Annotated in this window: 22 protein-coding genes and 1 tRNA gene; 11 read left to right on the top strand and 12 right to left on the bottom strand. The window is 67.8% G+C overall.

The features are described 5' to 3' along the window. Positions 1-3 precede the first annotated feature (3 nt). Together V6M37_RS12775 and V6M37_RS12770 are read right to left on the bottom strand one after the other, a co-directional pair. Positions 4-765 (bottom strand): LytR/AlgR family response regulator transcription factor, encoded by a 762-nt coding sequence (locus tag V6M37_RS12775; protein WP_332673830.1) that lies wholly within the window; start codon positions 763-765, stop codon positions 4-6. Then, positions 762-1778, bottom strand: a complete 1017-nt coding sequence (locus V6M37_RS12770; RefSeq protein WP_332673829.1) for a sensor histidine kinase — start codon at positions 1776-1778, stop codon at positions 762-764. Before V6M37_RS12770 ends, V6M37_RS12775 begins: the two co-directional genes overlap by 4 nt. A gap of 81 nt (positions 1779-1859) precedes the next feature. Between V6M37_RS12770 and argH the strand changes: the two genes are divergently transcribed. From argH to V6M37_RS12745, 5 genes are all read left to right on the top strand, one after another. Continuing rightward, entirely contained in the window at positions 1860-3257 is a 1398-nt protein-coding gene (gene argH, locus V6M37_RS12765; protein ID WP_332673828.1) for an argininosuccinate lyase, read from the top strand. A gap of 182 nt (positions 3258-3439) precedes the next feature. Further along, positions 3440-4210, top strand: coding sequence for a hypothetical protein (locus V6M37_RS12760; protein WP_332673827.1), 771 nt, complete (start codon positions 3440-3442; stop codon positions 4208-4210). Next, entirely contained in the window at positions 4207-4584 is a 378-nt protein-coding gene (locus V6M37_RS12755; protein WP_332673825.1) for a hypothetical protein, read from the top strand. The genes V6M37_RS12760 and V6M37_RS12755 overlap by 4 nt, the downstream gene beginning before the upstream one ends. Continuing rightward, positions 4577-5461: an HprK-related kinase A gene (locus tag V6M37_RS12750; RefSeq protein ID WP_332673824.1), complete on the top strand. Its 885-nt coding sequence runs from the start codon at positions 4577-4579 to the stop codon at positions 5459-5461. Before V6M37_RS12755 ends, V6M37_RS12750 begins: the two co-directional genes overlap by 8 nt. After that, positions 5458-6561: a nucleotidyltransferase domain-containing protein gene (locus tag V6M37_RS12745; protein WP_332673822.1), complete on the top strand. Its 1104-nt coding sequence runs from the start codon at positions 5458-5460 to the stop codon at positions 6559-6561. The genes V6M37_RS12750 and V6M37_RS12745 overlap by 4 nt, the downstream gene beginning before the upstream one ends. A 36-nt stretch (positions 6562-6597) precedes the next feature. On the opposite strand, the gene grxD is transcribed toward V6M37_RS12745, so the two are convergent. The 4 genes from grxD to hemA all read right to left on the bottom strand — a co-directional run bounded on the left by grxD (position 6598) and on the right by hemA (position 10271). After that, the gene (gene grxD / locus V6M37_RS12740; protein ID WP_332673820.1) at positions 6598-6927 is read right to left on the bottom strand and encodes a Grx4 family monothiol glutaredoxin; all 330 of its coding nucleotides are present in this window, start codon (positions 6925-6927) and stop codon (positions 6598-6600) included. Between the two features lie 62 nt (positions 6928-6989). Then, complete coding sequence (prmC, locus tag V6M37_RS12735) at positions 6990-7877, bottom strand: peptide chain release factor N(5)-glutamine methyltransferase (protein WP_332673818.1); 888 nt, start codon at positions 7875-7877, stop codon at positions 6990-6992. Between the two features lies 1 nt (position 7878). Further along, positions 7879-8958, bottom strand: coding sequence for a peptide chain release factor 1 (gene prfA / locus V6M37_RS12730; protein WP_332673816.1), 1080 nt, complete (start codon positions 8956-8958; stop codon positions 7879-7881). A gap of 62 nt (positions 8959-9020) precedes the next feature. Then, positions 9021-10271 (bottom strand): glutamyl-tRNA reductase, encoded by a 1251-nt coding sequence (gene hemA, locus V6M37_RS12725; protein WP_332673814.1) that lies wholly within the window; start codon positions 10269-10271, stop codon positions 9021-9023. A gap of 219 nt (positions 10272-10490) precedes the next feature. Between hemA and V6M37_RS12720 the strand changes: the two genes are divergently transcribed. Continuing rightward, positions 10491-11516 (top strand): alpha/beta fold hydrolase, encoded by a 1026-nt coding sequence (locus V6M37_RS12720; RefSeq protein ID WP_332673812.1) that lies wholly within the window; start codon positions 10491-10493, stop codon positions 11514-11516. 120 nt (positions 11517-11636) lie between these two features. Here the strand turns inward: V6M37_RS12720 and V6M37_RS12715 are convergent. The 6 genes from V6M37_RS12715 to V6M37_RS12690 all read right to left on the bottom strand — a co-directional run bounded on the left by V6M37_RS12715 (position 11637) and on the right by V6M37_RS12690 (position 17402). Continuing rightward, positions 11637-11712 (bottom strand) — tRNA-Phe (locus V6M37_RS12715). Positions 11713-11815: 103 nt separating this feature from the next. After that, entirely contained in the window at positions 11816-13303 is a 1488-nt protein-coding gene (locus V6M37_RS12710) for a sensor histidine kinase (RefSeq protein ID WP_332673810.1), read from the bottom strand. Continuing rightward, positions 13278-13964, bottom strand: a complete 687-nt coding sequence (locus V6M37_RS12705; RefSeq protein ID WP_332673808.1) for a response regulator transcription factor — start codon at positions 13962-13964, stop codon at positions 13278-13280. Before V6M37_RS12705 ends, V6M37_RS12710 begins: the two co-directional genes overlap by 26 nt. A 296-nt stretch (positions 13965-14260) precedes the next feature. Then, the gene (gene groL / locus V6M37_RS12700; RefSeq protein WP_332673806.1) at positions 14261-15913 is read right to left on the bottom strand and encodes a chaperonin GroEL; all 1653 of its coding nucleotides are present in this window, start codon (positions 15911-15913) and stop codon (positions 14261-14263) included. A gap of 44 nt (positions 15914-15957) precedes the next feature. Then, on the bottom strand, positions 15958-16248 hold the full coding sequence (gene groES / locus V6M37_RS12695; protein ID WP_004311482.1) for a co-chaperone GroES: 291 nt from the start codon (positions 16246-16248) through the stop codon (positions 15958-15960). Positions 16249-16571: 323 nt separating this feature from the next. Continuing rightward, positions 16572-17402, bottom strand: coding sequence for a lectin-like domain-containing protein (locus tag V6M37_RS12690; RefSeq protein WP_332673804.1), 831 nt, complete (start codon positions 17400-17402; stop codon positions 16572-16574). A 131-nt stretch (positions 17403-17533) separates the two neighbouring features. Between V6M37_RS12690 and V6M37_RS12685 the strand changes: the two genes are divergently transcribed. The 5 genes from V6M37_RS12685 (at position 17534) to V6M37_RS12665 (ending at position 24368) form a co-directional block, all read left to right on the top strand. Beyond that, positions 17534-17890, top strand: coding sequence for a hypothetical protein (locus tag V6M37_RS12685; protein WP_332673802.1), 357 nt, complete (start codon positions 17534-17536; stop codon positions 17888-17890). Positions 17891-18251: 361 nt separating this feature from the next. Next, positions 18252-18524, top strand: a complete 273-nt coding sequence (locus tag V6M37_RS12680) for a sensory rhodopsin transducer (RefSeq protein WP_332673800.1) — start codon at positions 18252-18254, stop codon at positions 18522-18524. Between the two features lie 157 nt (positions 18525-18681). After that, entirely contained in the window at positions 18682-20130 is a 1449-nt protein-coding gene (locus V6M37_RS12675) for an ABC transporter substrate-binding protein (RefSeq protein ID WP_332673799.1), read from the top strand. Continuing rightward, positions 20127-22706 carry an EAL domain-containing protein gene (locus V6M37_RS12670; protein ID WP_332673797.1) on the top strand — a complete coding sequence of 860 codons (2580 nt, stop codon included), beginning with the start codon at positions 20127-20129 and terminating at the stop codon, positions 22704-22706. Before V6M37_RS12675 ends, V6M37_RS12670 begins: the two co-directional genes overlap by 4 nt. A 318-nt stretch (positions 22707-23024) precedes the next feature. Continuing rightward, the gene (locus V6M37_RS12665; RefSeq protein ID WP_332673795.1) at positions 23025-24368 is read left to right on the top strand and encodes an HD-GYP domain-containing protein; all 1344 of its coding nucleotides are present in this window, start codon (positions 23025-23027) and stop codon (positions 24366-24368) included. Positions 24369-24377: the final 9 nt, after the last annotated feature.

Raw genomic sequence — 24377 nt, 5'->3', positions numbered from 1 at the left:
GCTTCAGAGCCCGAGCACTTGCTTGACGACCGGCCATTGCCGGCGGCTGATCGGCAGGCGCTCGGCGAGTCCCGCGAGCAGGACATCCCAATGCGCTTCGCCGTCCTGCTCGCCGCCGCGTTCGACGCCGGCGACCGCCGCGCGCGCGACGAGGCAGTTGCGATGCACGCGGACGAAGCGGCCCGAGAACTCCTGCTCGAGCTGCACCAGCGACTCGTCGAGCAGGAACTCCCGTTCCACGGTCCGCGCGGTCACGTATTTCAGCTCGGCCCGCAAGTACACGACATCGGCGACCGGGACCAGCAGGATGCGGCCGCGCTCGTTGACACTGAAGTGCCGTCGCGGCCCGGGCGCGAGCCCGGCGAGCAACTCGTCGGCCGCCGGAAGCTGCCGACGCACGCGGGCAAGCGACTCAGCAAGGCGCTGCGCGCGCACCGGTTTCAGCAGGTAGTCGGTCGCCGCGAGCTCGAAAGCCTGGATCGCGTACTGGTCGTACGCGGTCGTGAAAATCACCGCCGGCGGCTGTTCGAACCGCAGCACGTGGCGCGCCAGTTCGACACCGTCCATCACCGGCATGCGAATGTCGGCGAGGACGACGTCGGCCGGCTCGCTTTCGAGCAGCCGCAGCGCCTCGACGCCGTTCGCCGCAAGTCCGACGACGCGGCTCGGCTGCGTCGCCGCGATGTCGCCGAGCAGATCGCGCAGCCGCGCCCGCGCGGGCGCTTCGTCATCGACGATCAACACACGAAGAGGCGCTTCGCTCACAGGGTTTTCCTCCGGTAAGGCAGGCGGATCGAGACGCGGTGCCGGCCTCCGCCGGCGTCGATTTCGAGTCCGGCTTCGAGGTCGAAAAACAGCATCAGCCGCTCACGGATGTTTTCCAGCGCCATGCGGTTGCCAGCCTTGTGACGCTCGCCCGGCTCCATCGGGTTATCGACCTCGATCAGGATTTCGCCCGCACGGCGCCCGGCGCGGACGACGATCTCCGCGGCCTGGCCCGACGGCTCGACACCGTGATAGATCGCGTTTTCGACGAGCGGCTGCAGCAGCAGCGGCGGTACGAGCGCGTCGCGGGGGCAGTCGTCGAGTTCCCAGCGCATGTTCAGACGCGAGCCGAGCCGCAGATGTTCGAGATCGACGTAACGCTCGCACAGGTCGAGCTCCTCGCCGAGCGGGACCAGCTCGCGGTTATCGCGCATCAACGCGCGGAACAGCTCGGCAAGTTCCTCGAGCGCCAGTTCGGCGCGACGCGGATCGGCGCGAATCACGCCCAGGACGCCGTTGAGACAGTTGAACAGGAAATGCGGCCGAATGCGGGCCGTCAGCGCCATCAGCCGCGCCTCGGTCAGCGCTCGCGAGTGCCGGCGGCTGCGGTTGTCGAAATACAGCAGAACGCCCGCCGCCGCTGCCGCCGCCCATGAGAGCCATCGCCACAAGGCGCTCTCGCCGACGTCGCGCAGCAGCGGAAAAGTCGCGGCCGCGACGGCCAGTGCGACAAACACGACCGCGACCCTGCCGTTTCGCGGCGAAAGCCGTTCGACCAGCGGCTGCAGCGCGAACAGCAGCAGCAGCGCGAGGAACAGCGGCAGCTCGAGTTTTCCCGCCATCGCGATGAAAGCCAGCGGATACGCCGCCGGCTCGTCGACGCGCACGAACACGGTCGCGACGCCGAACAGGTTTACCAGCAGCAACAGCCGCAGCAGCACTCCGAGGTTGCGGAAGTCGGGCAGGCCGGCTCGCGGGAGAATGGGGTCGGGCTTTTGCTTTATACTTTTCACGCTTACCTCGGCGGCCGGCACGACCGGCCGCGGTTCATTGAACGACCGGTTCCGGTCAGGCTTTCCCCTTCCACGGACATTATGACAGACACCTCCTCCTCGCAGCCGGCCAAAGCTTGGTCGGGCCGATTCTCCGAACCGGTCTCGGATCTCGTGAAGCGCTACACCGCGTCCGTGTTCTTCGACCAGCGGATGGCGCGGCAGGATATCCGCGGCTCGCTCGCGCACGCGAAAATGCTCGCGCGCCAGGGGATCATCGCCGAGAAGGATCTCGCCGACATCGAACGCGGCATGGCGATGATTCTCGACGAGATCGAGCGCGGCGCTTTTGCGTGGAACCTCGACGACGAGGACGTGCACCTCAACATCGAAAAACGGCTCACCGCGCTCGTCGGCGATGCCGGCAAACGGCTGCACACCGGCCGCAGCCGCAACGACCAGGTGGCGACCGACATCCGCCTGTGGCTGCGGGACGCGATCGACGCGATCCTCGCGCTGATCCGCGATTTCCAGAGAAACCTGCTCGACATCGCCGAACAGCACGCGGCGACGCCGATGCCGGGCTTCACCCACCTGCAGGTCGCGCAGCCGGTGACGTTCGGCCACCACCTGATGGCCTACTACGAAATGAGCCGCCGCGACGGCGAGCGCTTCCAGGACTGCCGCAAGCGCTTGAACCGCCTGCCGCTCGGCGCCGCCGCGCTCGCCGGCACGAGCTACCCGATCGACCGCGAGTTCGTCGCGCGCGAGCTCGGCTTCGACGAAGTCTGCTTCAACTCGCTCGACGCGGTCAGCGACCGCGATTTCGCGATCGAATTCTGCGCCGCCTCGGCGCTCTTGATGACGCACCTGTCGCGCTTGTCCGAAGAGCTGATCCTGTGGATGAGCCCCCGCATCGGCTTCATCGATCTCGCCGATCGCTTCTGCACCGGCTCGTCGATCATGCCGCAGAAAAAGAACCCTGACGTCCCCGAGCTCGTCCGCGGCAAGACCGGCCGCGTCAACGGCAGCCTGATCACCCTGCTGACGCTGATGAAGGGGCAGCCGCTCGCCTACAACAAGGACAACCAGGAAGACAAGGAACCGCTGTTCGACACCGCCGACACGGTCATCGACACGCTGCGCATCTACACCGACATGATCACCGGCATCCGCGTGAAGGTCGACGCGATGCGCGACGCACTTAAGCAGGGCTACGCGACCGCAACCGACCTCGCGGACTACCTGGTGAAGAAGGGACTGCCGTTCCGGGACGCGCACGAAGCGGTCGCGCTCGCCGTGCGCAAGGCCGACGCGAAGGGCTGCGACCTCCCGGATTTCAGCCTCGACGAGTTGCGCGAATTCTCGCCTCTGGTCGGCGAGGACGTCTTCGCGGTGCTAACCGTCGAAGGCTCGCTCGCATCGCGCGCGCATGTCGGCGCGACCGCGCCGGACCAGGTCCGGGCGGCCGTCGCCCGCGCCCGCGCCGCCCTCGGCTGAACCTCGGCCATGCCGCCTCGAACGTCGGTTTTTTTTACACTCCCCCGAGAGGCGGTGACGGCGCTGCCGAATATTCCCTCAGAATCAAAGGAATGAGACCAAAGAGAGAACGGCACGAATGATGCTTCCAGTAGGCTAATCGAGGGTCGCCCGTTCGGCCCCTGCCCGAGGGGAGACAAGGAATGTTCGCAGAGCCAGGAAAAACCCGGAACGATCTCGCTGCAGGCGCGGGGGTGCCCCTGGCGGCACCCCGGCGGCGGCGCCTGATCGGCGCCGTCGGGGGCGGAGTTGGCGTGTTGCTCGCGGTGCAAGCAAAAACCGCGCTCGGCCAGGCGATGTGCATCAGCATGTCGGGCCAGATGAGCGGCAACACGAGCCCGCACAGCAATCACGAAGTGCCGTGCGCGAGCGGGTTCTCGCCCGGTTACTGGCGGCAACCGCAGCACTTCGCGGTTGATTGGGCCGCCGCTGGCGCCGTCCCGCCGACTTTCAATGCGACGGTGTCGGAGTGCGTCAGTGGCATGGGGCAATTGAGTCCGGAAGTCATTCAGGCTCCCGGAACACTCGTCGGCGACGTGTTCTCCGGGGGGCTGGTCGGTCCGACGATCGGCCTCTGGGAAGTCATTGCTTTCTCGGACCTCTACGACGCCTTGCCGCGCCATCTGATCTGCGCCTGGCTCAACGCGGGCGCGGTCAGCGGCTACCCCATCAACCGGCAACAAGTTCTGGATATCTGGTCCCAACTTTCGACGACCGGACGCTATTGCCCGACATCAGTCACGTGCACCGACGGCGGGCTGGACGCCGCACAGGTCCGACAGATGATCGAAGCCACCTACGGGTACAGCGCATCGGATGCAAGCACGATGTGCACCGCCGACGATTCGGGCACCGTGGGCGGAGGGAGCGGAAATGGTGGCGGGAACGGAAACGGCGGAGGCAAGAAAGGTTGAAGGAAGTCCGGCAGCATGAGGCGGCCGCCGCGCCGAAGCGTCGCTTCCGGATTGGCATTTTCCCCGGCCGATCCATCGCGTTCTCCCCGGAGTGGCGCGAGGACGGCCTTTGCGTGCTGTTCGACCGCAATTCGGGCGACTACTGGGTCGTGTCCGGGCTCGCCCGGAAAATCGTCGAGAACGTCTCGCAAGACCAGGGCTGCGATGCCGAGGACCTGACCCGGGTCGCGCTGTACGCCCTTCCGCACGACCAGAGGCTGGACGCGATGCAGGCCACCGCGCGCAACGTGCTCGATGAACTGCTGCGCCTCGAGATCCTCGCGTCCGGGCCGGATGCCGTATCGCCAACTCGCGCAGGTTATCCGCTTGATTGACATCGTCCTTCGCCTCGCGCCTGTCACCGTACGCGTCCGCTCGCCGTTCCGCAGCGTCGCGCGGCATATCGAACGCTTCTACGGTGGCCTCCCGGCGGACTCCGCGCTGAACCGCGACGACCCGTTCGTCGACTTCGACATCCGTCTCGTCGGCGGAGCGAACTGGCGCCGCTGGTTCCGCCCGCAGGCGCGTTTCCTCCTCGACGAGTCCGACCCGTTCCTGCCGCTCCCGGCGTCGCAGGCCGCGCCGCTGTTCGAGTGGGGGTTGAACTGGTGCTTCGCGACCCGTCCGCTCGGCTATCTCGTGATGCACGCGGCGGTCGTCGCACAGGGCGGCGACGCGCTCATCCTTCCCGGCTTTCCCGGCGCCGGGAAGAGCACGCTGTGCGCGTCGCTCACGTTTGCCGAGGGGTGGCGGCTGCTGTCCGATGAGCTCGCGATCCTCGAGCCCGAAACCGGCGAGCTTCAGCCGAATCCGCGGCCGATCAGCGTCAAGAACGAATCGCTGCGGATCGTTTCCGCTTTTCCGGGCGCGACACTCGGCCCGGCGTACAGCGATACGCGAAAGGGTACGGTCGCACATGTCGCGCCGCCGGCCGCGTCCGTCGACGCAGCCGAACAGACGGCCCGCTGCCGCTGGGTCGTATTCCCGCGCTTCACCGCGGACGCCCCGACGACCTGCGAGGAGATCACGCGAGCCGAAGCCTTCACGCGCATCGCGGAGCAATCCTTCAACCGTGACCGGATGGGCGAAGCAGGTTTCCATGCGATCTGCGCGATGCTCGACGGGGCCCGGTGCTTCGAAATCGGCTACGGGTCGACCGCAGACGGGTTGGGCCTGATCCGGGACATCACGTCGGAGCGGACCGCGCAATGAACGACGTGCGCTCGCAATCTGCGCATCTCATCCGGTCGCTGAACGATCCTTCGCGCACGGATGGACTCACCCCGCCCGGCTGGACGGCGCTGATCCGCGCCGCGCGGGCGGCGAATGTTCTCGGACTGCTCGCGGAACGCCTTCGCGCGGTGGGACTCGTCGCACCCGCGGCGCCGCAGCGCCACCTCGACGCCGCGCTCCAGCTCGGCCAGCGGCAGATCCGCTCGGTGCGATGGGAAGCGCATGCGCTGCAGCGGGCTCTCGATCCGCTCCGCATTCCGGTGGTACTGCTGAAGGGCGCCGCTTACGCGATGGCCGGCCACGCGGTCAGCCGCGGGCGGCTGTTCGGCGACATCGACATCCTCGTGCCGCGCAGTGCGATCGGCGACGTCGAGTTGCGGCTGATGGTCGCCGGCTGGGCGTCGGCGAAGAGCGACGCGTACGACCAGCGCTACTACCGACGCTGGATGCACGAACTGCCGCCGATGGTTAACGTGCGACGCGGCACCGTGCTCGACGTCCATCACACGATCCTGCCGCTGACGTCCCGCCACACACCGGACGCCGCGCGGATTCTCCGCGAAACCGAGGCGCTGCCCGGCCTGCCCGGCATCCGCGTGCCGCGCCCGACCCACCTGCTGATCCACAGCATCGTCCACCTGCTGCATGAAGGGGAGCTGCACAACGGTCTGCGGGACTTGTTCGATATCGACGGATTGATCCGCGCCTTCGGTGACGACGCGTTCTGGATGAAAGTCGTCGAGGCGTCGCGCGAACTCGACCTCGCGCGACCGGTGCATTCCGGGCTGCGCCTCGCCCATCGGGTGATCGGCACGCCGGTGCCGCCGGAGGTCTTCGCGCGCTTCGAGAATGCGGACGCGGGCAGGCGCACCTCGCCCGGACTACAACTGCTGTACCGGCAGGCGCTTCAGCGGGGTGTCGAGGAAAAGACGGGGCTGCTGCCGGAACTCGCGGCCTTCGGAATCTACGTCCGTGCGCACTGGCTGAGAATGCCGCCGCACCTGCTGCTGCGGCACCTCGCGTACAAGGCGATGATGCGCCTCAAGAACGACGAACCCGCCCTGGCGGGGCGGGCCTGACGATACGCCGGACCTTCCCCGGCACACCCGGGGCAATCAGGAAGCCGTCTTGGCGCCGGCGTCGGCGAGCATCTGCTGCAGCTCGCCGTTCTCGTACATCTCGCGCATGATGTCGCAGCCGCCGACGAACTCGCCGTTCACGTACAGCTGCGGAATCGTCGGCCAGTTCGCGAACTCCTTGATCCCGCTGCGGATTTCGTCGTTCTCGAGGACGTTCACCGAGAAAAATTTCGATACGCCGCTGTGCTTGAGAATCTGGACCGCGGTCGAGGAAAAGCCGCATTGCGGAAATTGCGGGGTTCCCTTCATGTACAGCACGACGGGGTTGCTGGTGACCTGGCTGCGGATGATTTCCTGGACGTCCATGTTCTGCGCCTCAAAAGTTGAGTGATTCAGTCGGGAAATTTTAGGGACAGGCCCGCCAGCCGTCAATAGTCGCGCTCCGGGGGCAGGCCCGACGACGCCGCGTCCTCGCCGCGCCCCAGCCACCGGCCGCCCGACACGCGCTCGATGCCTGAAAGGTCCTTCCAAGAGCCGATCGCCGAAAACCCCGCGTCGGTCAGCAGGCCGCGCACCGCGGCGGCCTGATCGTGGCCGTGCTCCATGAACAGCCAGCCGCCCGGTTCGAGATGGCGCGGCGCTTCGGCGGCGATCGCGGCGAGATCGTCGAGCCCTTCGGGGCCGGCGGCGAGCGCGACGCTCGGTTCGAAACGCACGTCGCCTTCGTCGAGGTGCGGATCTGCGGACGCCACGTAGGGCGGGTTCGCGACGATCAGCTGATAGCGGTCCTCGCCGAGCGACGAAAACCAGTCACCGAGCACGAAGGACACGCTCGCCCTCAGGCGCGCCGCGTTCGCCATCGCGACCCACAGCGCCTCGCGCGAACGGTCGACGGCGGTGACGTCGACCTCGGGCAGTTCGAGCGCGAGGCTCACCGCGAGCGCGCCGCTGCCGGTGCCGAGATCGAGCACGCGGGCGCGAGCCTTGTCGCCGAAATGCGCGAGCGCGAGTTCGACGAGCAACTCCGTGTCGGGCCGCGGAATCAGCACCGCCGGCGTGACGATGAAGCTGCGGCCGAAGAATTCGCGTTCGCCGACGAGATAGGCGACCGGTTCGCCCGCTTCGCGCCGCTCGACGAGGGCCTGGAACTCCGCCCATTCCGGCGCTTCGAGTCGTGCCTCCGGATAGGCCGCGAGCCGCACCGCGGAACATTTGAGGACATGGCGGAGCAGGATCCGCGCGTCGACCGTATCGATCCGCTTTCGCGACCAGCTGAGTGCGCCGGCGATATCCGGAGCGAGTTCCGTCTGCGGCATTTCAGTCGCCCGCGAGCGCCGCGAGCAGGTCGGACTGGTGTTCCTGCGTCAGCGCGTCGATGAGTTCGTCGAGCTCGCCATCCATGACCATGTCGAGCTTGTACAGCGTGAGGTTGATGCGATGGTCGGTGATGCGCCCCTGCGGAAAATTGTAGGTGCGGATGCGCTCGGACCGGTCACCGCTCCCGACGAGGCTCTTTCGCGTCGCCGCCTCGCGCGCCTGCTGCTCGCGCAACTGCGCGTCATGGATGCGCGCCGCGAGCACCGACAGCGCCTGCGCGCGGTTGCGATGCTGCGAGCGGTCGTCCTGGCACTCGACGACGATGCCGGTGGGCAGGTGCGTGATCCGCACCGCCGAGTCGGTCTTGTTGATGTGCTGACCACCCGCGCCGCTCGCGCGAAAGGTATCGATGCGCAGCTCTGCCGGGTTGATGTTCACCTCTTCGACCTCGTCCGCCTCCGGCATCACCGCGACGGTGCACGCCGACGTGTGGATGCGGCCCTGCGTTTCGGTGACGGGAACGCGCTGCACGCGGTGGCCACCGGATTCGAACTTGAGCTTCGCGTACGCGTCGGCGCCGACGACGCGAGCGATGACTTCCTTGTAGCCGCCGAGATCCGACGGGTTCGACGACACGATCTCGACCTTCCAGCGCTGGCGCTCGGCATAGCGGACGTACATCCGCAGCAAGTCGCCGGCAAACAGCGCCGCCTCGTCCCCGCCGGTGCCGGCCCGGATTTCGAGGTACAGGTTGCGCGCGTCGCTCGGATCCCGGGGCAGCAGCGCGCGCTGCAGCTCGCTTTCGAGTTGCACGAGTCGCACGTCGCCGGCTTCGAGTTCGATCTCGGCGAGCTCACGCATCTCCGGGTCCGCCAGCATCTCGCGCGCGCTCTCACGGTCCGCCTCGGCGCGGCGGAACTCGTCGTACAGCGCGACGACGGGCTCGATCTCCGCCCGCTCGCGCCCGAGCGCGCGAAACGCACCCATGTCACGCACGGCATCCTCCGCCGCGAACTCGCGGTCGAGTTCGGCGAGACGGCGGGTCAGTAGTTCGAGCTTTTCGCGGATGCTCTGCTTCATGGAAGCTCGTGGTCGGAGAAAACCGGTGCCGGGGACGCCCACGTCGGGACACCAGCCGGCGGTTAGTGGGAGTTCAGGTTGAACAGCTGCTGCACGAGCCGGTTCGCGTCGGTCTGCTGCTCGCCGTCGGACTGGTTCAGGAAGCGCGTCGGCCCGTGCATCAGCTTGTTGATCAGGCCGTGGCTCAGCGCGTCGAGCACCTTCTGCGGGTCCTCGCCTTTCGCGAGCAAACGGGCCGCCCGTTCGACCTCGGCGGCGCGCAACGATTCGGCATGCTGCCGCAACGCACGGATCGTCGGCACCGCGTCGCGCGAATGCATCCAGTGCAGGAAGCCGTCGACGCGCGAGTCGATGATCTCCTCGGCCTCGATCACGGCCTGCTGCCGGGACTCGATTCCGGCGTCGACGACCTGCGCGAGATCATCGACGGTATAGAGGAACACGTCGTCGAGCCCGCCGACTTCCGCCTCGATGTCGCGCGGCACGGCGAGGTCCACCATCACGACCGGCTTGTGCCGCCGCGCCTTCACCGCGCGCTCGACCATGCCCAGGCCGACGATCGGCAACGGACTCGCGGTACAGGAAACGATGATGTCGAACCGAGGCAGCATCTCGCCGATGACGTCGAGCCGCATCACTTCCGCGCCAAAACGGCTCGCCAGCACCTGCGCCCGCGCCTCGGTCCGGTTGGCCACTGCGATCTGCTTCGGATTGGCGCCCGCAAAATGCGCCGCGCACAGTTCGATCATTTCGCCTGCGCCGATGAACAGCACGCGCTGGTCGGAAATGCGCTCGAAAATCCGCTCGGAAAGATGCACCGCGGCGGCTGCCATCGACACCGTATTCGCGCCGATCGCGGTCGTCGAGCGAACTTCCTTCGCGACGGCGAACGTGTTCTGGAACAGCTTGTGCAGCAGCGTTCCCATCGTGCCCGCCTCTTCGGCGCGCTTCGCGGCGTCCTTGACCTGGCCGAGGATCTGCGGCTCGCCGAGCACCATGGAATCGAGGCCGCTGGCGACGCGGAAGACGTGCCGTATCGCGTCGCGCTGCGGATAGGTGTACAGGTAAGGCGAAACGTCGGCGAGCGGCAGCCGGTGAAAACGGGCCAGCCAGTCGGCCGCGAGTTGGGGCTGCTCGGTCGCGAAATACAGCTCGGTGCGGTTACAGGTCGACAGGATCGCGGCCTCGCGGACTCGCCGCGCATCCGTCAGGTCGTGCAGCGCGTCATCCAGCCGTTCGGGCTGAAACGCCACGCGCTCGCGGATGTCGAGGGGCGCGGTGTGGTGGTTCAAACCGAGGGCGTAGAGTTGCATTCGCGAGCAGCAATGGGACGAGGCGGGAATTATAACACCGCGGGAAACCCGCTAAAGATTGCGCAAAATCAGGCGGTTCTGTTCCGTTTTCGGCAATTTGCGGCGCTGCGGGCAGTTCATGCGCGCGCGACCGGGAGGGATTCGCGCAACGCGGCGGGGTACGGGGCTTGCTACGCGAGCCGGTCGCCGCGCCGCGGCCCGGAGGAGGAAAGAGACGCGATGGACCGCTTTGACCACCACCCATTCGGCCGCCCGCGCGCGGCGTGGATCGCCGCCGCGCTTGCCGGCACCGCATTGCTGACTTGGACGAGTGGACGGCGCGCCGAGAAACGACACCCGCCGACCGGACGCTTCGTCGACGTCGACGGCCAGCGGCTCCACTACCTCGAAGCGGGAACGGGCGCGCCGGTCGTGCTGCTGCACGGCAATGGCGCCTCCGCCGCCGATTTCATCGGCTGCGGCCTCTTCGAGCGGCTCGCCGCGCGCCACCGCGTGATCGCGTTCGACCGCCCCGGCTTCGGGCACTCGGAGCGCCCCCGCCGCGCCGGCACGTGGCCCGCCGAACGCCAGGCCGCGCTGCTCGCGCACGCGCTGCGGCGCGTCGGCCTCGCGGACGCGGTCATCGTCGGACATTCGCTCGGCACGCAGGTCGCGCTGGCGCTCGCCTTCGAGCCGGATGCAGGAGTGCGCGGCCTCGTGCTCGTCTCCGGCTACTACTATCCGACGCTGCGCCTCGACGTACCGCTGCTCGCTACGCCGCGGCTGCCGGTGATCGGCGACGCGATGCGCTACACCGTGTCCGCGGTCCTCGCGCGCGCGCTCCTGCCCGCGATGCTGCGGCAGATGTTCCACCCGCGGCCGGTCGCCCCCGAATTCGGCGCCGCGGTGCCCGCATCGATGATCGTGCGCCCGTGGCAACTGCGCGCAGCCGCCGAAGAGAGCTGGCTGATGCGCGGCAACGCCAAACGCCTCGCGCCGCACTACCGCGCGCTCTCGTTACCGGTCGAGATCTTCGCCGGCACGGCGGACCGCGTCGTGCGGCAGGAGGACCAGTCGCGGAAGCTTCACGAGGAGCTGCCGCACAACACGCTGCACCTGCTGCCGGGCGAGGGGCATATGCTGCATTACGCCGCGCCCGCCGCGATTGCGCGCGCGGTCGACCGCATCTCTGCAGCGGAAGCGCCAAGCGGACGGCCCGCGCAGCCCGACGTCCGGGCGGTCGAACCCGCCGTCGGGAAAGCCTGACGCGGCACCGCCGGACGAAGCGGTCGGCGCGCGACCGGTCCGATCGGCCACCTTCGCCGAAAGGACGCCGGAAAGCACGAAGCCCAGCCATGTCGGGCTGGGCTTCGCAGGGAATTCTGATGGTGGCCAGGGGCAGAATCGAACTGCCGACACGCGGATTTTCAGTCCGCTGCTCTACCAACTGAGCTACCTGGCCGGGAAAGCGCGCATTATAGCGGGATTCGCGCGCCAGTCAAACGTCTTCGCGAGATTCGTCGGTCTGGCGCTCGATCTTCGGCTTTTCCGAACGCGTCGGCGGGTCAGGTCACCGGGAACGAGTCGACGAACGGCGGTGCGGGCAGGGTCGGAAGCTGGCCGCGCGGGAACAGGACCTGGGCGAGCGTGCCGTGCCCGGACGGATTGGGCGTCAGCGCCACGGTCGCGCGGTGGAGCTCGGCGATCTCGCGGACGATCGGGAGTCCGAGCCCCGAGCCGTCGGCGCCGCTGCCGAGCACGCGGTAGAAGCGCTCGAACACCCGCTCGCGATCCGCCTCGGGAATGCCGATGCCCGTGTCCTCGACCTCGAACACGATCGCGCCGGCGACGCGGGTGCGCGCCGTCACGCGCCCGTGATCGGGCGTGTATTTAATCGCGTTGTCGATCAGATTCTTGATCATCTCGCGCAGCAGCACTGGGTTGCCTTCGATCAGCAGGGGATGGCCGCAGGGCTCGATGCCGAGGTCGATGCCCTTCGCCTGCGCGCGCGGGAACAGTTCGAGCGCGACGTCGCGGACGATCGTTTCGAGGTCGACCTGCTCGACCGCGTACAGCTTTTCGAAGCTCGCTTCGGCGCGCGCGAGCGACAGCAACTGGTTGATCAGGTGGCTGGCGCGGTCGGTGCTGTCCGCGATCCGCGCGAGCGACTCGCGCAGCTGCGCGGGATCGGATTCGAGCAGCGCGAGGTCGGTCTGCATCTTGAGCCCGGTCAGCGGCGTTCGCATCTGGTGCGCCGCGTCGGCAATGAAGCGCTGCTGCGCCTGCAGGTTCTCTTCGAGCCGCGCCATCATGTCGTTGAAGGCGACGATCAGCGGGCGCACTTCTTCGGGCACGCTTGCGGCGGCGATCGGCGAAAGGTCGGTCGGGCGCCGGCGCCGGATCAGGCTCTGCAGCCGCTTCAGCGGCGCGATGCCGCGGGTCAGGCCGACCCACACCAGCACGACCGCGATCGGGATGATCGCGAATTGCGGCAGCAGCACGCCGGTGACGACCCGCGACGCGAGATCGCTGCGTTTGTTGCGCGTCTCGGCGACCTGCACGAGCACGAGCGGACTCGCCGGCTCGGGCCATGCGCGCAGGAATTGATAGGCGATGCGCACCTCTTCCCCGTGGATGATGTCGTCGCGATACAACACCTCTTCGGGGATCAGCGCCGGAGGCGGCGGCACGCGGGAAATCTCGCGGTCGCCGGTGACGACGTCGCCACCCGAATCGGCGACCTGGTAATAGACGGTGTCGTCCTGGTCAGCGCGGAACAGCGCGCGCGGCGGCGCCGGGAAATGCACCGCGACCTGGCCGTCCTCGACCGAAACGAGCCGGGCGAGCGCGCGCACGCTGTCGGCCATCGCGCGATCGTACGGCTCGTTGGCGATGTTGTCGGCGACGTTGTGCGTGACGATGATCGAGATCGGCCACAGGAACAGCAGCGGCGCGAGCATCCAGTCGAGGATCTCGCCGAACAGCGAGTTCGGCTGCGACGGCGGGCGATTTCCCGCCGCCGTCTTCTCAGGCTTTCGCCGCCTGCTCGGCATCGGGGTTTTCGAGGCAGTAACCGAGACCTCGCACCGTCACGATGCGCACGCCGCTGGCTTCGAGCTTCTTGCGCAGGCGGTGGATATAGACTTCGATCGCGTTGCTCGACACTTCGTCGCCCCAGCCGCACAGGTGGTCGACCAGCTGGTCCTTGCTGACGAGGCGCCCGACGCGCAGGACGAAGACTTCGAGCAGACCGATCTCGCGCGCGGACAGTTCGACGACCTGGCCGTTGATCTTGACGACGCGGTCGGCCTGGTCATAGGACAGGCAGCCGACCTCGATGCATCGCGGTTGGCCGGTGCCGCGCCGCGTCAGCGCCCGCACGCGGGCTTCGAGCTCGGGCAGCGCGAACGGCTTCGTCAGATAGTCGTCGGCACCGGCGTCAAGTCCGCGCACCCGTTCCTCGACGCCGTCCTGTGCGGTGAGGATCAGCACCGGCACCGTCGATTTGCGCGCGCGCAGACGCTTCAGGACTTCGATCCCCGGCAGTTTCGGCAAGCCGAGGTCGAGGATCAGCAGGTCGTATGTCTGGGTTGCGAGCGCCGTGTCCGCCTCGGCTCCCGACATCACGTGATCGACCGCAAAGCCGCCGCGGCGCAGAGCCCTGCCGAGGCCATCGGCGATGACGGGGTCGTCTTCAGCGAGAAGAATGCGCATGGGAATAAGGATGTAAGTTGAACGTAAGCAGGTGCGGTTAGATTCGGCCCGCTGTTCTCCTATTACTCGGTCCCAGGGAATGCCCGCCGTTTTCAGGTGGCATTCCGGGGAGCGTCGGTTCGCGCAGCCGGCGCTCCCTGCCGCTTTTTCCGAAGCCCATTCGATTATCCCACGCTCCCCCGGCGGCGCGGCGGAAAGAATTCGTGCGTACAAACGCGAACGGCCCCGCCGCAGCGGAGCCGTTCGCGTTTGCGCCTCCGGACCGCAAGGCCCGGAGGCGACAGCCTAGACTGGCATTACATGCCCATGTCCATACCGCCCATGCCACCCATACCGCCCATACCACCCATGCCACCCATGGCCGGTTTTTCTTCGGCCAGTTCGCCGACCATGCAGTCGGTGGTCAGCATCAGGCTGGCGACGGACGCGGCGTTCTGCAGCGCGGTGCGCTCGACCTTGGTCGGGTCCAGCACGCCCATCTCGACCAGATCGCCGTACTCGCCGGTCGCGGCGTTGTAGCCGAAGTTGCCCGAACCTTCGACGACGCGATTGACGACGACCGACGGCTCGTCACCGGCGTTCGCAACGATCTCGCGCAGCGGCTGCTCCAGCGCGCGCAGCACGATCTTGATGCCGGCGTCCTGGTCGTGGTTGTCGCCCTTGAGGGCGCCCAGGTTCGCGCGGGCACGCAGCAGCGCAACGCCGCCGCCCGGGACGATGCCCTCTTCGACCGCGGCGCGGGTCGCGTGCAGCGCATCTTCGACGCGGGCCTTCTTCTCCTTCATCTCGACTTCGGTCGCAGCGCCGACCTTGATGACGGCGACACCGCCGGCCAGCTTCGCGACGCGTTCCTGCAGCTTCTCGCGGTCGTAGTCGGACGTCGCTTCCTCGATCTGCGCGCGGATCTGCTTGACGCGACCTTCGATGCGCGAGGCTTCGCCGGCGCCGTCGATGATGATCGTGTTTTCCTTGCCGATTTCGATGCGCGTGGCCTGGCCGAGCTCGGTCAGCGTCGCCTTCTCGAGGGTCAGGCCGACTTCTTCGGCGATGACCTGGCCGCCGGTCAGCACGGCGATGTCTTCGAGCATCGCCTTGCGACGGTCGCCGAAGCCCGGCGCCTTCACGGAGCAGGTCTTCAGGATGCCGCGGATGTTGTTGACGACCAGGGTCGCGAGCGCTTCGCCTTCGACGTCTTCGGCGATGATCAGCAGCGGACGTCCGGCCTTCGCGACTTGCTCGAGCACCGGCAGCAGGTCACGGATGTTCGAGATCTTCTTGTCGAACAGCAGGACGAACGGGTTCTCGAGGACGGCGACCTGCTTGTCCGGGTTGTTGATGAAGTACGGCGACAGGTAACCGCGGTCGAACTGCATGCCTTCGACGACATCGAGCTCGTTCTGCAGCGACTTGCCGTCCTCGACGGTGATCACGCCTTCCTTGCCGACCTTGTCCATCGCACGGGCGATGATGTCGCCGATGTCGGCGTCGGAGTTCGCCGAGATCGAGCCGACCTGGGCGATTTCCTTGTTCGTCGAGCACGGACGCGACAGGCTCTTCAGCTCTTCGGTAACAGCGATCACGGCCTTGTCGATGCCGCGCTTCAGGTCCATCGGGTTCATGCCGGCGGCGACGAACTTCATGCCTTCGCGGACGATCGACTGCGCGAGCACGGTCGCGGTCGTCGTGCCGTCACCGGCGATGTCGGAGGTCTTCGACGCGACTTCCTTGACCATCTGCGCGCCCATGTTCTCGAACTTGTCCTTCAGTTCGATTTCCTTCGCGACGGACACGCCGTCCTTGGTCACCGTCGGGGCGCCGAACGAGCGCTCGAGCACGACGTTTCGACCCTTCGGGCCGAGCGTGACCTTGACCGCGTTCGCGAGGATGTTGACGCCGGCGACCATGCGGTCGCGGGCGGAATCACCGAATTTGACTTCTTTGGCTGCCATTCTTTATAGCTCCTTGAATTCGTTGGACGGGTCGGGCCGGGCGATCAGGCCTCGACGACACCCATGATGTCTTCTTCGCGCATGACGAGCAGTTCGTCGCCTTCGACCTTGACGGTCTGGCCGGCATACTTGCCGAACAGCACCTTGTCGCCGACCTTGACTGCCATCGGGCGCACCTTGCCGTCGTCGAGGATCTTGCCGTTGCCGACGGCGAGCACTTCGCCCTGGTCGGGCTTTTCACCCGCCGAGTCGGGGATGACGATGCCACTGGCGGTCTTGCGCTCGGCTTCGAGGCGCTTGACGATCACGCGATCATGCAAGGGACGAATTTTCATCGAGGTCACTCCTTTTGTTCGAATTCAACGTGTGCGCGGGCAGAGCCCGCATCGAATTTCAGTGTGGCGGGAGAACTTGCCCCCCGGCCGTTAGCACTCACTGCCAACGAGTGCTAATAATAGGGACGGCCCCTTCCGAATTCAAGAGCGGGAAAACGAGATTTGCGGCGCCAGGCCGCCGGCGGCTTCCGGCGTCCCGGCGGGCGGGCCACCGCGGCGCGCCGCAAACGCCGCGAGAAACGAAACCTGCAGCGCAGGCCTTCTGCTGCAACACGAGTCGCGCCGCGGGCGCGAGCGGTAGCGGTACGTCCGCGCGCCTCGGCTCAGGGACGGCGGCGCGTCATCGCGCCGAGGCCGACGAGACCGATCGCGACGAGCAGCAGCGACATCGGCTCGGGCACGTCGCCCGGCTGATCGACCGGCGCGAAGATGTCGCGGAACTCCCACGCGATGACGTCGTGGTTCGCGGCCGCCGACCCGGTCGCGGAGGTAAAGCCGACGAATGCGTTCGGGCTGCCGAGGACGCCGACGAGGTCGGTCGTAAACGACAGCAGCGACGCCGCCGGGCGGACGTCGACGTCGTCGAGCCGTACTTCGAGCAGATCGGTCACGCCGTTGTAGTCGACCCACGCGAACAGGTCGCCGCCGCCGTCGAGTGCGACCGGCAAGTCGTCGTTGCGCGCGACCGAGTTGACGCTGCCGTCGAGGTCGATGCCGACGTGGTTCGCGCTGGCGCCGTCGACGCTCGGGTTGTTCCAGTTGTCGAACTCGACGCCGACGCTGTTTCCGAGCCCCGCATAGCCGATTCCGACTCCGCTGCCGCCGGCGGTGTTCGACACCGTCTGCACGACGAACACCAGCCCGTCGGCGCCGCCATTGATCTGGTTGTTGAAGTTGAACTGGAACTTCGTACTGAACGACGCCGCGTCCGCGAGCGTGATCGGCGACGTGCTGAACACCGATGCCGCCTGGTTTCGCACTGCCGGGGCGACGCGCAGGACCGACCGTCCCGCGGCGTCCGTCGCGGTCGCTGCCGCGCCGTTGAGCTGCAGTCCTTCGGTCGATGAGAAATCATCGAAGGTGATCGTGATTGCCGACGCGGCTGAGGACGCGCCGAGCGCGAGCAGGGTGACCAGCAGACGGGATCGAGCCATGGTGTTCTCCGTGCCGGGAGGAGCAGCGCGACGGAGCAGGATATGTTCCCCGCGGTTCCGCGATTCGCCACCCGCGCAGCGCCTGGAACGGTTGATGCTGCACCGACGGTTCAATCGGACGAAGATGGAACATGGCGAAGAGCAACATCCTCGGCGGCGACGAAATACCGGTCGTCCCACCCGGCCACAGCACGGCCGACCTCGGGCCGAGCGACAGTTCGGACAGCGGGAGCGACATCGCCGCCGCCGGCGGCCTCTCCGACGACGCGGGTCTCGGCAACGACAGCGGGACGACCTCCGACATGGATCTCGGCCGCGGCGCAGGACCCGACCACGGCGACTCGAACCTCGACGGCGACAGCGACAGCGCCGCGTCGGGAACCGGCGAGCGCCGCGGCGCGGGCCGCGACGACAGCAGCCGCGAGGCGAACGACATCCAGCCGGACAAGATCACCCGCGATCCGGGCGGACTGACGAACAAGCCTTAGCGGGTGGTACACGCAGGCGGGAAGATTTACAGCCGCAGTGTCGGAAATACAAAGCGCGCTGCGCACGGTTGCGTCCTCCGCGCGTCCGCGCGGCGTGAGCCCCAACCGCCGCCCTTCATTCCGATCGCCGCCGCCCTTCAGGCGCTTCCCTTCACGCCCCGCCCTTTACGTAATCGCCGCCGCTACCCTCCGCGCGATCGCCGCTTCGCCTAGGTGTGATCGCGGTGCCCGAACCGCAGATCGCCGATGAGGACCCCCGACATGAAAGCGATAGGCAGGACGCGATGGGCGATTGCGGGAGGCTACATTCCGGAGTCGCGATGCCGCGAGCCGACGGCTGGAAAGCCACGAGACGGCCTGCATGCTGAATGCGGGCGAGCGCGAGGCGCACGTCGCGATCACGATCTTCTACGCCGATCGCGCTCCGGTCGGGCCGTACCGCGTCACCGTCCCTGCCCGGCGCACGCTGCACCTGCGCTTCAACGACCTCGCCGACCCGCAGCCGATTCCGCGCGACACCGACTATGCGAGCGTCTTCGAGTCCGACGAGCCGATCGTCGTCCAACACCCGCGGCTCGATTCGCGCCAGGCAGCGCTCGCATTGCTGACGACCGTCGCCTACGCGGAGGGCTGAGTCACTCGACGTGGGCGGTGCACGTCGTGCTGCTCGGCGCGCCGGATTCGCCGCCCCGGCGGCCCGCTTCGACGTGAGCCGACGGAAGCGTTTTGCCGCAGCCGCGCATGTAACTTTGTGTGACAATGCCGCGCTACGCAGAAGGTTATATCGCTCGATGCCCTTTCACGTCACTCGCTCGCTGGGTCTGCTCGCATTGCTCGTCGCGGCTTTCGTCGCCCCGCCCGCCTCGGCGGGCGCCCAGGCGGATCGCGCGGTCGCGGCGGTACGACAACTCGTCGCGTCGGGAGCCGTGCCCGCCGGCACGACGCTGCGGCTCGGTTTCAAGCAGGGCAACATCGACGCGTTCCTCGGCCGCGATCTCGCGCTGCAGAAGGAGTGGGAAAGCCGCACCGGCATCGTCCTCGGTGCCCATATCGTGCCGCAGCAGGCGACGCGGCAGACGCTGAAGTCGTCGGAGCCGGTCGACCTTACCGTCGCCCGCAACCACGAGTACCCGGACCTGTTCGCCGACGGGCTGATCAACGACCTCACGCCGCTGTACGCGAAGTTCGGCTTCCAGCTCGACAACAATGCCGCGGACGGCCATATCCGCCCCGACCTCCAGGCCCGGCTCGGCGACCGGATCGTCGCCGTTCCGGCCGACGGCGACGTCGCGGTGCTGTACCTGCGCCGCGACCTGCTCGACGATCCGCGCGAACAGGAGGCATTCCGAAAAGCCCACGGCCGGGCGCTCGAAGCGCCGCGCACGTGGCGCGAATACGAGGCGCTGCAACAGTTCTTCCACCGTCCCGCACAAGAGCTGTACGGCACCGCCGAGGAGCGCGACGAGGAAGGTGCGTGGATGTACTGGAGCCTGCGCTTCCTGACCGCCACCGCCGGGTCGCCGGAGCTTTTCGACAGCGCGATGCGCCCGCAGCTTGAGTCGCCGGCCGCGATCGCGGCGACCGAAAGTTATGTCGCGGCCGTCCGATACTCGCCGCCGGGGATCACCGACCCGGGCAAGGGTTACAACTACATGCTGCCGCTGTTCGCGCAGGGAAAGGCCTTCGCGATCGTGTCGACCGTCGCCGCGGCGCGCGTCTTCAACGACGAGCATTCCGCGGTGCGCGGCCGTTTCGTCGCGGCACCCGTGCCGGGCGACCTGCATGACGGCAAGCTCGTGCGTCGGAACACGATCATCTACGGCAACAACCTCGTGATCCCCGCGTCGGCGCCGCATCCCGTACTCGCCTTTCTCTACGCGATGTGGCTCACCGATCCGGACATCTCGCTGCGCTCGGTCGGCATCAGCGGCGGCTTCGCCGACCCGTACCGTTGGAGTCATCTGCGCGACGAACGCATCCGCGCCGCGTACACGCCCGAAGCGCTCGCCGTCTTCGCCGACGCGTGGCCGACCGCCTGGCCGCCCGGCACCGGCTTGCACGGCGACAGCGAGTATCTCGCGGCGCTCGACCACCACCTGACGGCGGCGGCGCGCGGCGAAATCGGCGCCGCCGAAGCGATGAAACGGACGACCAGCGACTGGGAAGCGATCACGAAGCGGATCGGCCGTTCGGCCCAGGTCCGCGAGCGTCAGGCATTGCGCGCCGGAGGCGGACGATGAGACGCGCGCTGTCCGGCATTCGTCCGCTCTTCACCGGCAAGCGCTTCCGCCCGTCGCTGCTCGTTCGCCTGTCGGCGATGTTCGCGCTCGGCGGCGTGCTCGTCGTGACGATTCTGATGTTCGGCAACCGCGCGCTGCACGACGCCGAGCGACGGCTCGAAAACGCGGTGATTCAGCAAGTCCGGCCGCTCGCGGCGACGCACCGCTTGCAGACCCGCACCAACGACCTGCGCACGCACGAACTCGAGCTGCCGCAGGTGCGGGACTTCTTCGCGCTGCCGCAGCACCTCGAACGCCTGGAAAGCGAAATCCGCGCGGTGGCGGCGGAGATGGAGCCTTTCCTCGTGTTGCTCGCGAAGACGCGGCCGCACGAAGCGCACCGTCTCGCCGAGCACTGGCAGCACTACCGCAACGAGCTGCGCGATGTCATCCGCCGCGCGCGCGACATGGACCTGCACGCGGCCGAGGAGATCACGAACCGGCGCTCGCGCGGGCCGCACGCGGCGATCTCCGCGATCCTGCGCGATCTGGTCAGTGCGACCGAGAGCGCCGCCGAGGACGCCTATCGTCAAGCGCAACACGAACAGCAGCGAGAACAGCGCTTCTTTCTGATGCTCTCGTTCGGCGGCTTCGTCGGGCTGGCCTGCGGTCTGCTGATCTTCGCCCGCTCGCTGTCGCGCCGCATCGGCCGGCTGCGCCATGCCGCGGCGCGTCTCGCCGCGGGGCAGGACAGCGATCCGATCGACGCCTCGGACGGCGACGAGATCGCCGACCTCGCGGTCGCGTTCAACGTGATGCAGAACCGGGTCCTCGAACGCGAGCGCAGCCTGCGCGCTGCGCGGGAAGAACTCGAGGACCGCGTCGTCGCGCGCACGACGGCGCTCGCCGCGGCGAACGCGCGGCTGTGGATGCTGTCGCAGGCGGTCGAGCAGAATCCGATCGGCGTCCTGATCGCAACGATGGAACGCCGCGTCGAGTACACGAACCCCGCCTATGTCCGCGTCACCGGCCGCCCCGCCGAAACGCTGCTGACCGGCGAGATCCCCGCCCCGCGGGGTGACGAGCGCAGCGGCTCGGCCGAGGCGGCGCTGCAGGCGGCGCTCGTCGCCGGCCGGGACTGGGAAGGCGAATGGCTCAGGCAGCGGCCGGACGGCAGCGACTACTGGGAGCATCTGCGTCTCGTCACCGTGCGCAACGAGCACGGGCTGCCGGCGCACCTGCTGCTGATGCGCGAGGACGTGTCGCAGCGGCGGCAGCAGGAGGAAAAGGTCGCCTACCAGGCGTATTACGACACGCTCACCGGGCTGCCGAACCGCGCGCTCGCGTTCGACCGGCTGCGGCAGGCCGCGAGCCACGCCGATCGCCGGGGCAGCAAGTGCGCGGTGCTGTTCATCGACCTCGACAACTTCAAGCAGATCAACGACACGCTCGGCCACGTCGCCGGCGACGAGTTGCTGTGCCAGGCCGCGGACCGCCTTCGCGAGGTCGTCCGCCAGGAGGACACCGTCGCGCGGCTCGGCGGCGACGAGTTCCTCGTCATCCTCGGCGGCGTGAAGTCCGCGATCGACGCGCAGACCGCGGCCGGCAAGATCATCGAAGCGTTCTCGCCGGTGTTCCGCATCGACGGCCGCGAGTTCGGCGCGTCGCCGAGCATCGGCGTGTCGCTGTACCCGGACGACGGCGCAGACCCGCCGGTGCTGCTGCGCAACGCCGACATGGCGATGTACGAAGCCAAGGAAGCGGGGCGCAACACTTACCGCTTCTTCAACCAGAAGATCCACGACGATTCGGTCGCCCGTCTCGAGATGGAACGCCAGTTGCGCGGCGCGCTCGAACGCGGCGAGCTCGAGCTGCATTTCCAGCCGCTCGTCGCGGCCAAGAGCGGCAAGCTCGTCGGCGCGGAAGCGCTGTTGCGCTGGCATCACCCGGTGCTCGGGCGGGTGTCACCCGACTGCTTCATCCCGCTCGCCGAGCAAAGCGGGCTCATCGTCAGCATCGGCAACTGGGTGCTCGACGAAGCGTGCCGGCAGGCGGCGTATTGGCGTGCAGCGCACGGCGGCGACTTCGTCATCGCGGTCAACGTCTCCCCGCGCCAGTTCTCCGGCAGCGGCCTCGTGCAGGCGGTGCGCGAATGCGTCGAGAAATATTCGATCCCGCGCGGCCAGCTCGAGATCGAAGTCACCGAAGGCCTGCTGATCCGCAACCCGTCCGAAGTGCGCGACGCGATGGTCGCGCTCGAATCGCTCGGCGTGACGGTCGCGCTCGACGATTTCGGCACCGGCTACTCGTCGCTGAGCTACCTGCGTGCGTTTCCGTTCCACACGATCAAGATCGACCGCAGCTTCGTGCGCGACATTTCGGACGACGCCGAGGACTGCGCACTGGTCGTCGCCGCCATCCGCATGGCACACGCGCTCGGCCTGCGCGTCGTCGCCGAGGGGGTCGAGACCGAAGCGCAGTCCCGCTTCCTCGCGACGCTGGAATCCGACGTCCTTCAGGGCTACCTGTTCGGCAAGCCGCAAGCCGCGAGCGCGTTCGCGCAGCAGTGGTTTTCCGTGGCGGCCCGCACAGCCTAGCCGACGATCCCGCCTCCGACGGCGCTCCCCGGCTCCCCGCGGCGACGCGGAGAGCCGCCGCACCGGACCACGCGCCGCCCCGACCCTTCCCCGCCGTGACGACACGGAGCCTGCCTGCAGCTTCTTTGCATGGCAAAATGGCGACTCTGTCCTTAGTTTGGTGCCAACAGAATCGCCCGGCCTGCCCGTGCACGGCGGCGCCCGGCTTGTGGCGAGCTTCACGCCCCCTGAGAGAATGGAACGCTTGCGTATCCCTGCAGATTTTTTCCGACTCACCTCGACCCGGTGGCGGAGCGCCGGTGCGCGCGCGGGCACGCAATGACGAAGACGCGCACGGAACTTCTCGCCGTCGACGATGCCCGCATCGGCATGTTCGTCGCCGACCTCGACCGGCCCTGGGCCGACACGCCCTTTCTGCTGCAAGGCTTCGTCATCGACGACGAGGCGACGCTCGCGCAGCTGAAGTCGCTGTGCCGCTTCATCTATGTCGACCGCAGCCGCTCGCTCGGAGAACATTTCCGCGCCACGGCCGGCGAAGACGTCGCGTCCCAGGTCGGCAGGAGCGCTCGCCCGGCGCCTGCCGTGCAACCTGCCGGCAGCGGAAAATCGCAACCGGGTTTCCTCGAAATCCTCGACCTCGTGCGCAAGGGCCGGATCGACCCCGAGACGTCGAAGCGGCTCGCCGGCAGCGCGCCGCCCGACGGCGAACCCTGCCCGGTCGAGCAGGAGCTGATTCGCGCGGCGGCCTCGTTCGAAGACACGGTCAGCGCGTTCGACCTCGTCGTCGCCGACGTGCGCGGCAGTCGCAAACCCGATCTGCGCGCGGTCGTCGGCAGCGTCGAGGAGATGATGCGCAGCATCCGCCGCAACCCCGACGCGCTGCTATGGCTGCTGCGGCTCAAGCGCTACGACAGCAGCAGCTATCACCACGCGCTCGACGTCACCGTCCACCTGATGCTGTTCGCGCGCAGCCTCGGCTTCGCCGAGGAAGGAGTGACCGCGCTCGGAGTCGTCGGCCTGATGCAGGACATCGGCAAGATCCGGCTGCCGGAACGCGTGCTGAAGAAGGAAGGCCCGCTCACGCGGCTGGAGATGGAAATCGCGAAGACCCACGTCGAGTTCTCGAAGCAGATCATCGCCGACAGCGCGCACGACATTCCGGGCGTCGTCGATGTCGTCGCGCGGCATCACGAACGCATCGACGGCTCGGGCTACCCGCACGGGCTGCGGGGCAACGAAATCGGGCTGCACGCGGAGATGGCGGGCATCGTCGACAGCTTCTGCGCGATGACGCGGGCACGCCCTTACGGGGAAGCGCTGAGCACGCAACGGTCGCTTGAAAGCCTCGTGAAGCTGCGCGGCGTGAAGTTTTCCGCAGCAGTCGTCGATGGTTTCATCCAGTGCGTCGGGCTGTACCCCGCCGGCACGCTCGTCGAGCTCAATTCCGGCGAAGTGGGGGCGGTGATCTCGCAGAACCGGGTGCGCCGGCTACTGCCGCGCGTGCTGGTGCTGCTCGCGCCCGACAAGACACCCAACCGCTATCCGTCGACGCTCGACCTGCTTTACGCGCCGGCCACTCCGGACGGCCAACCATACTCGGTCGTCAGGGCCTTGGCGGCGGGCGCCTACGGCATCGATCCGGCCGAGTTCTACCTATCCTGAGACGCGGAC

This window comes from Aromatoleum sp. (assembly GCF_036675785.1).
Lineage (GTDB): Bacteria > Pseudomonadota > Gammaproteobacteria > Burkholderiales > Rhodocyclaceae > Aromatoleum.
Note: the sequence above shows the minus strand (reverse complement) of the source record. Positions and strands in the feature narration are given on the sequence as shown.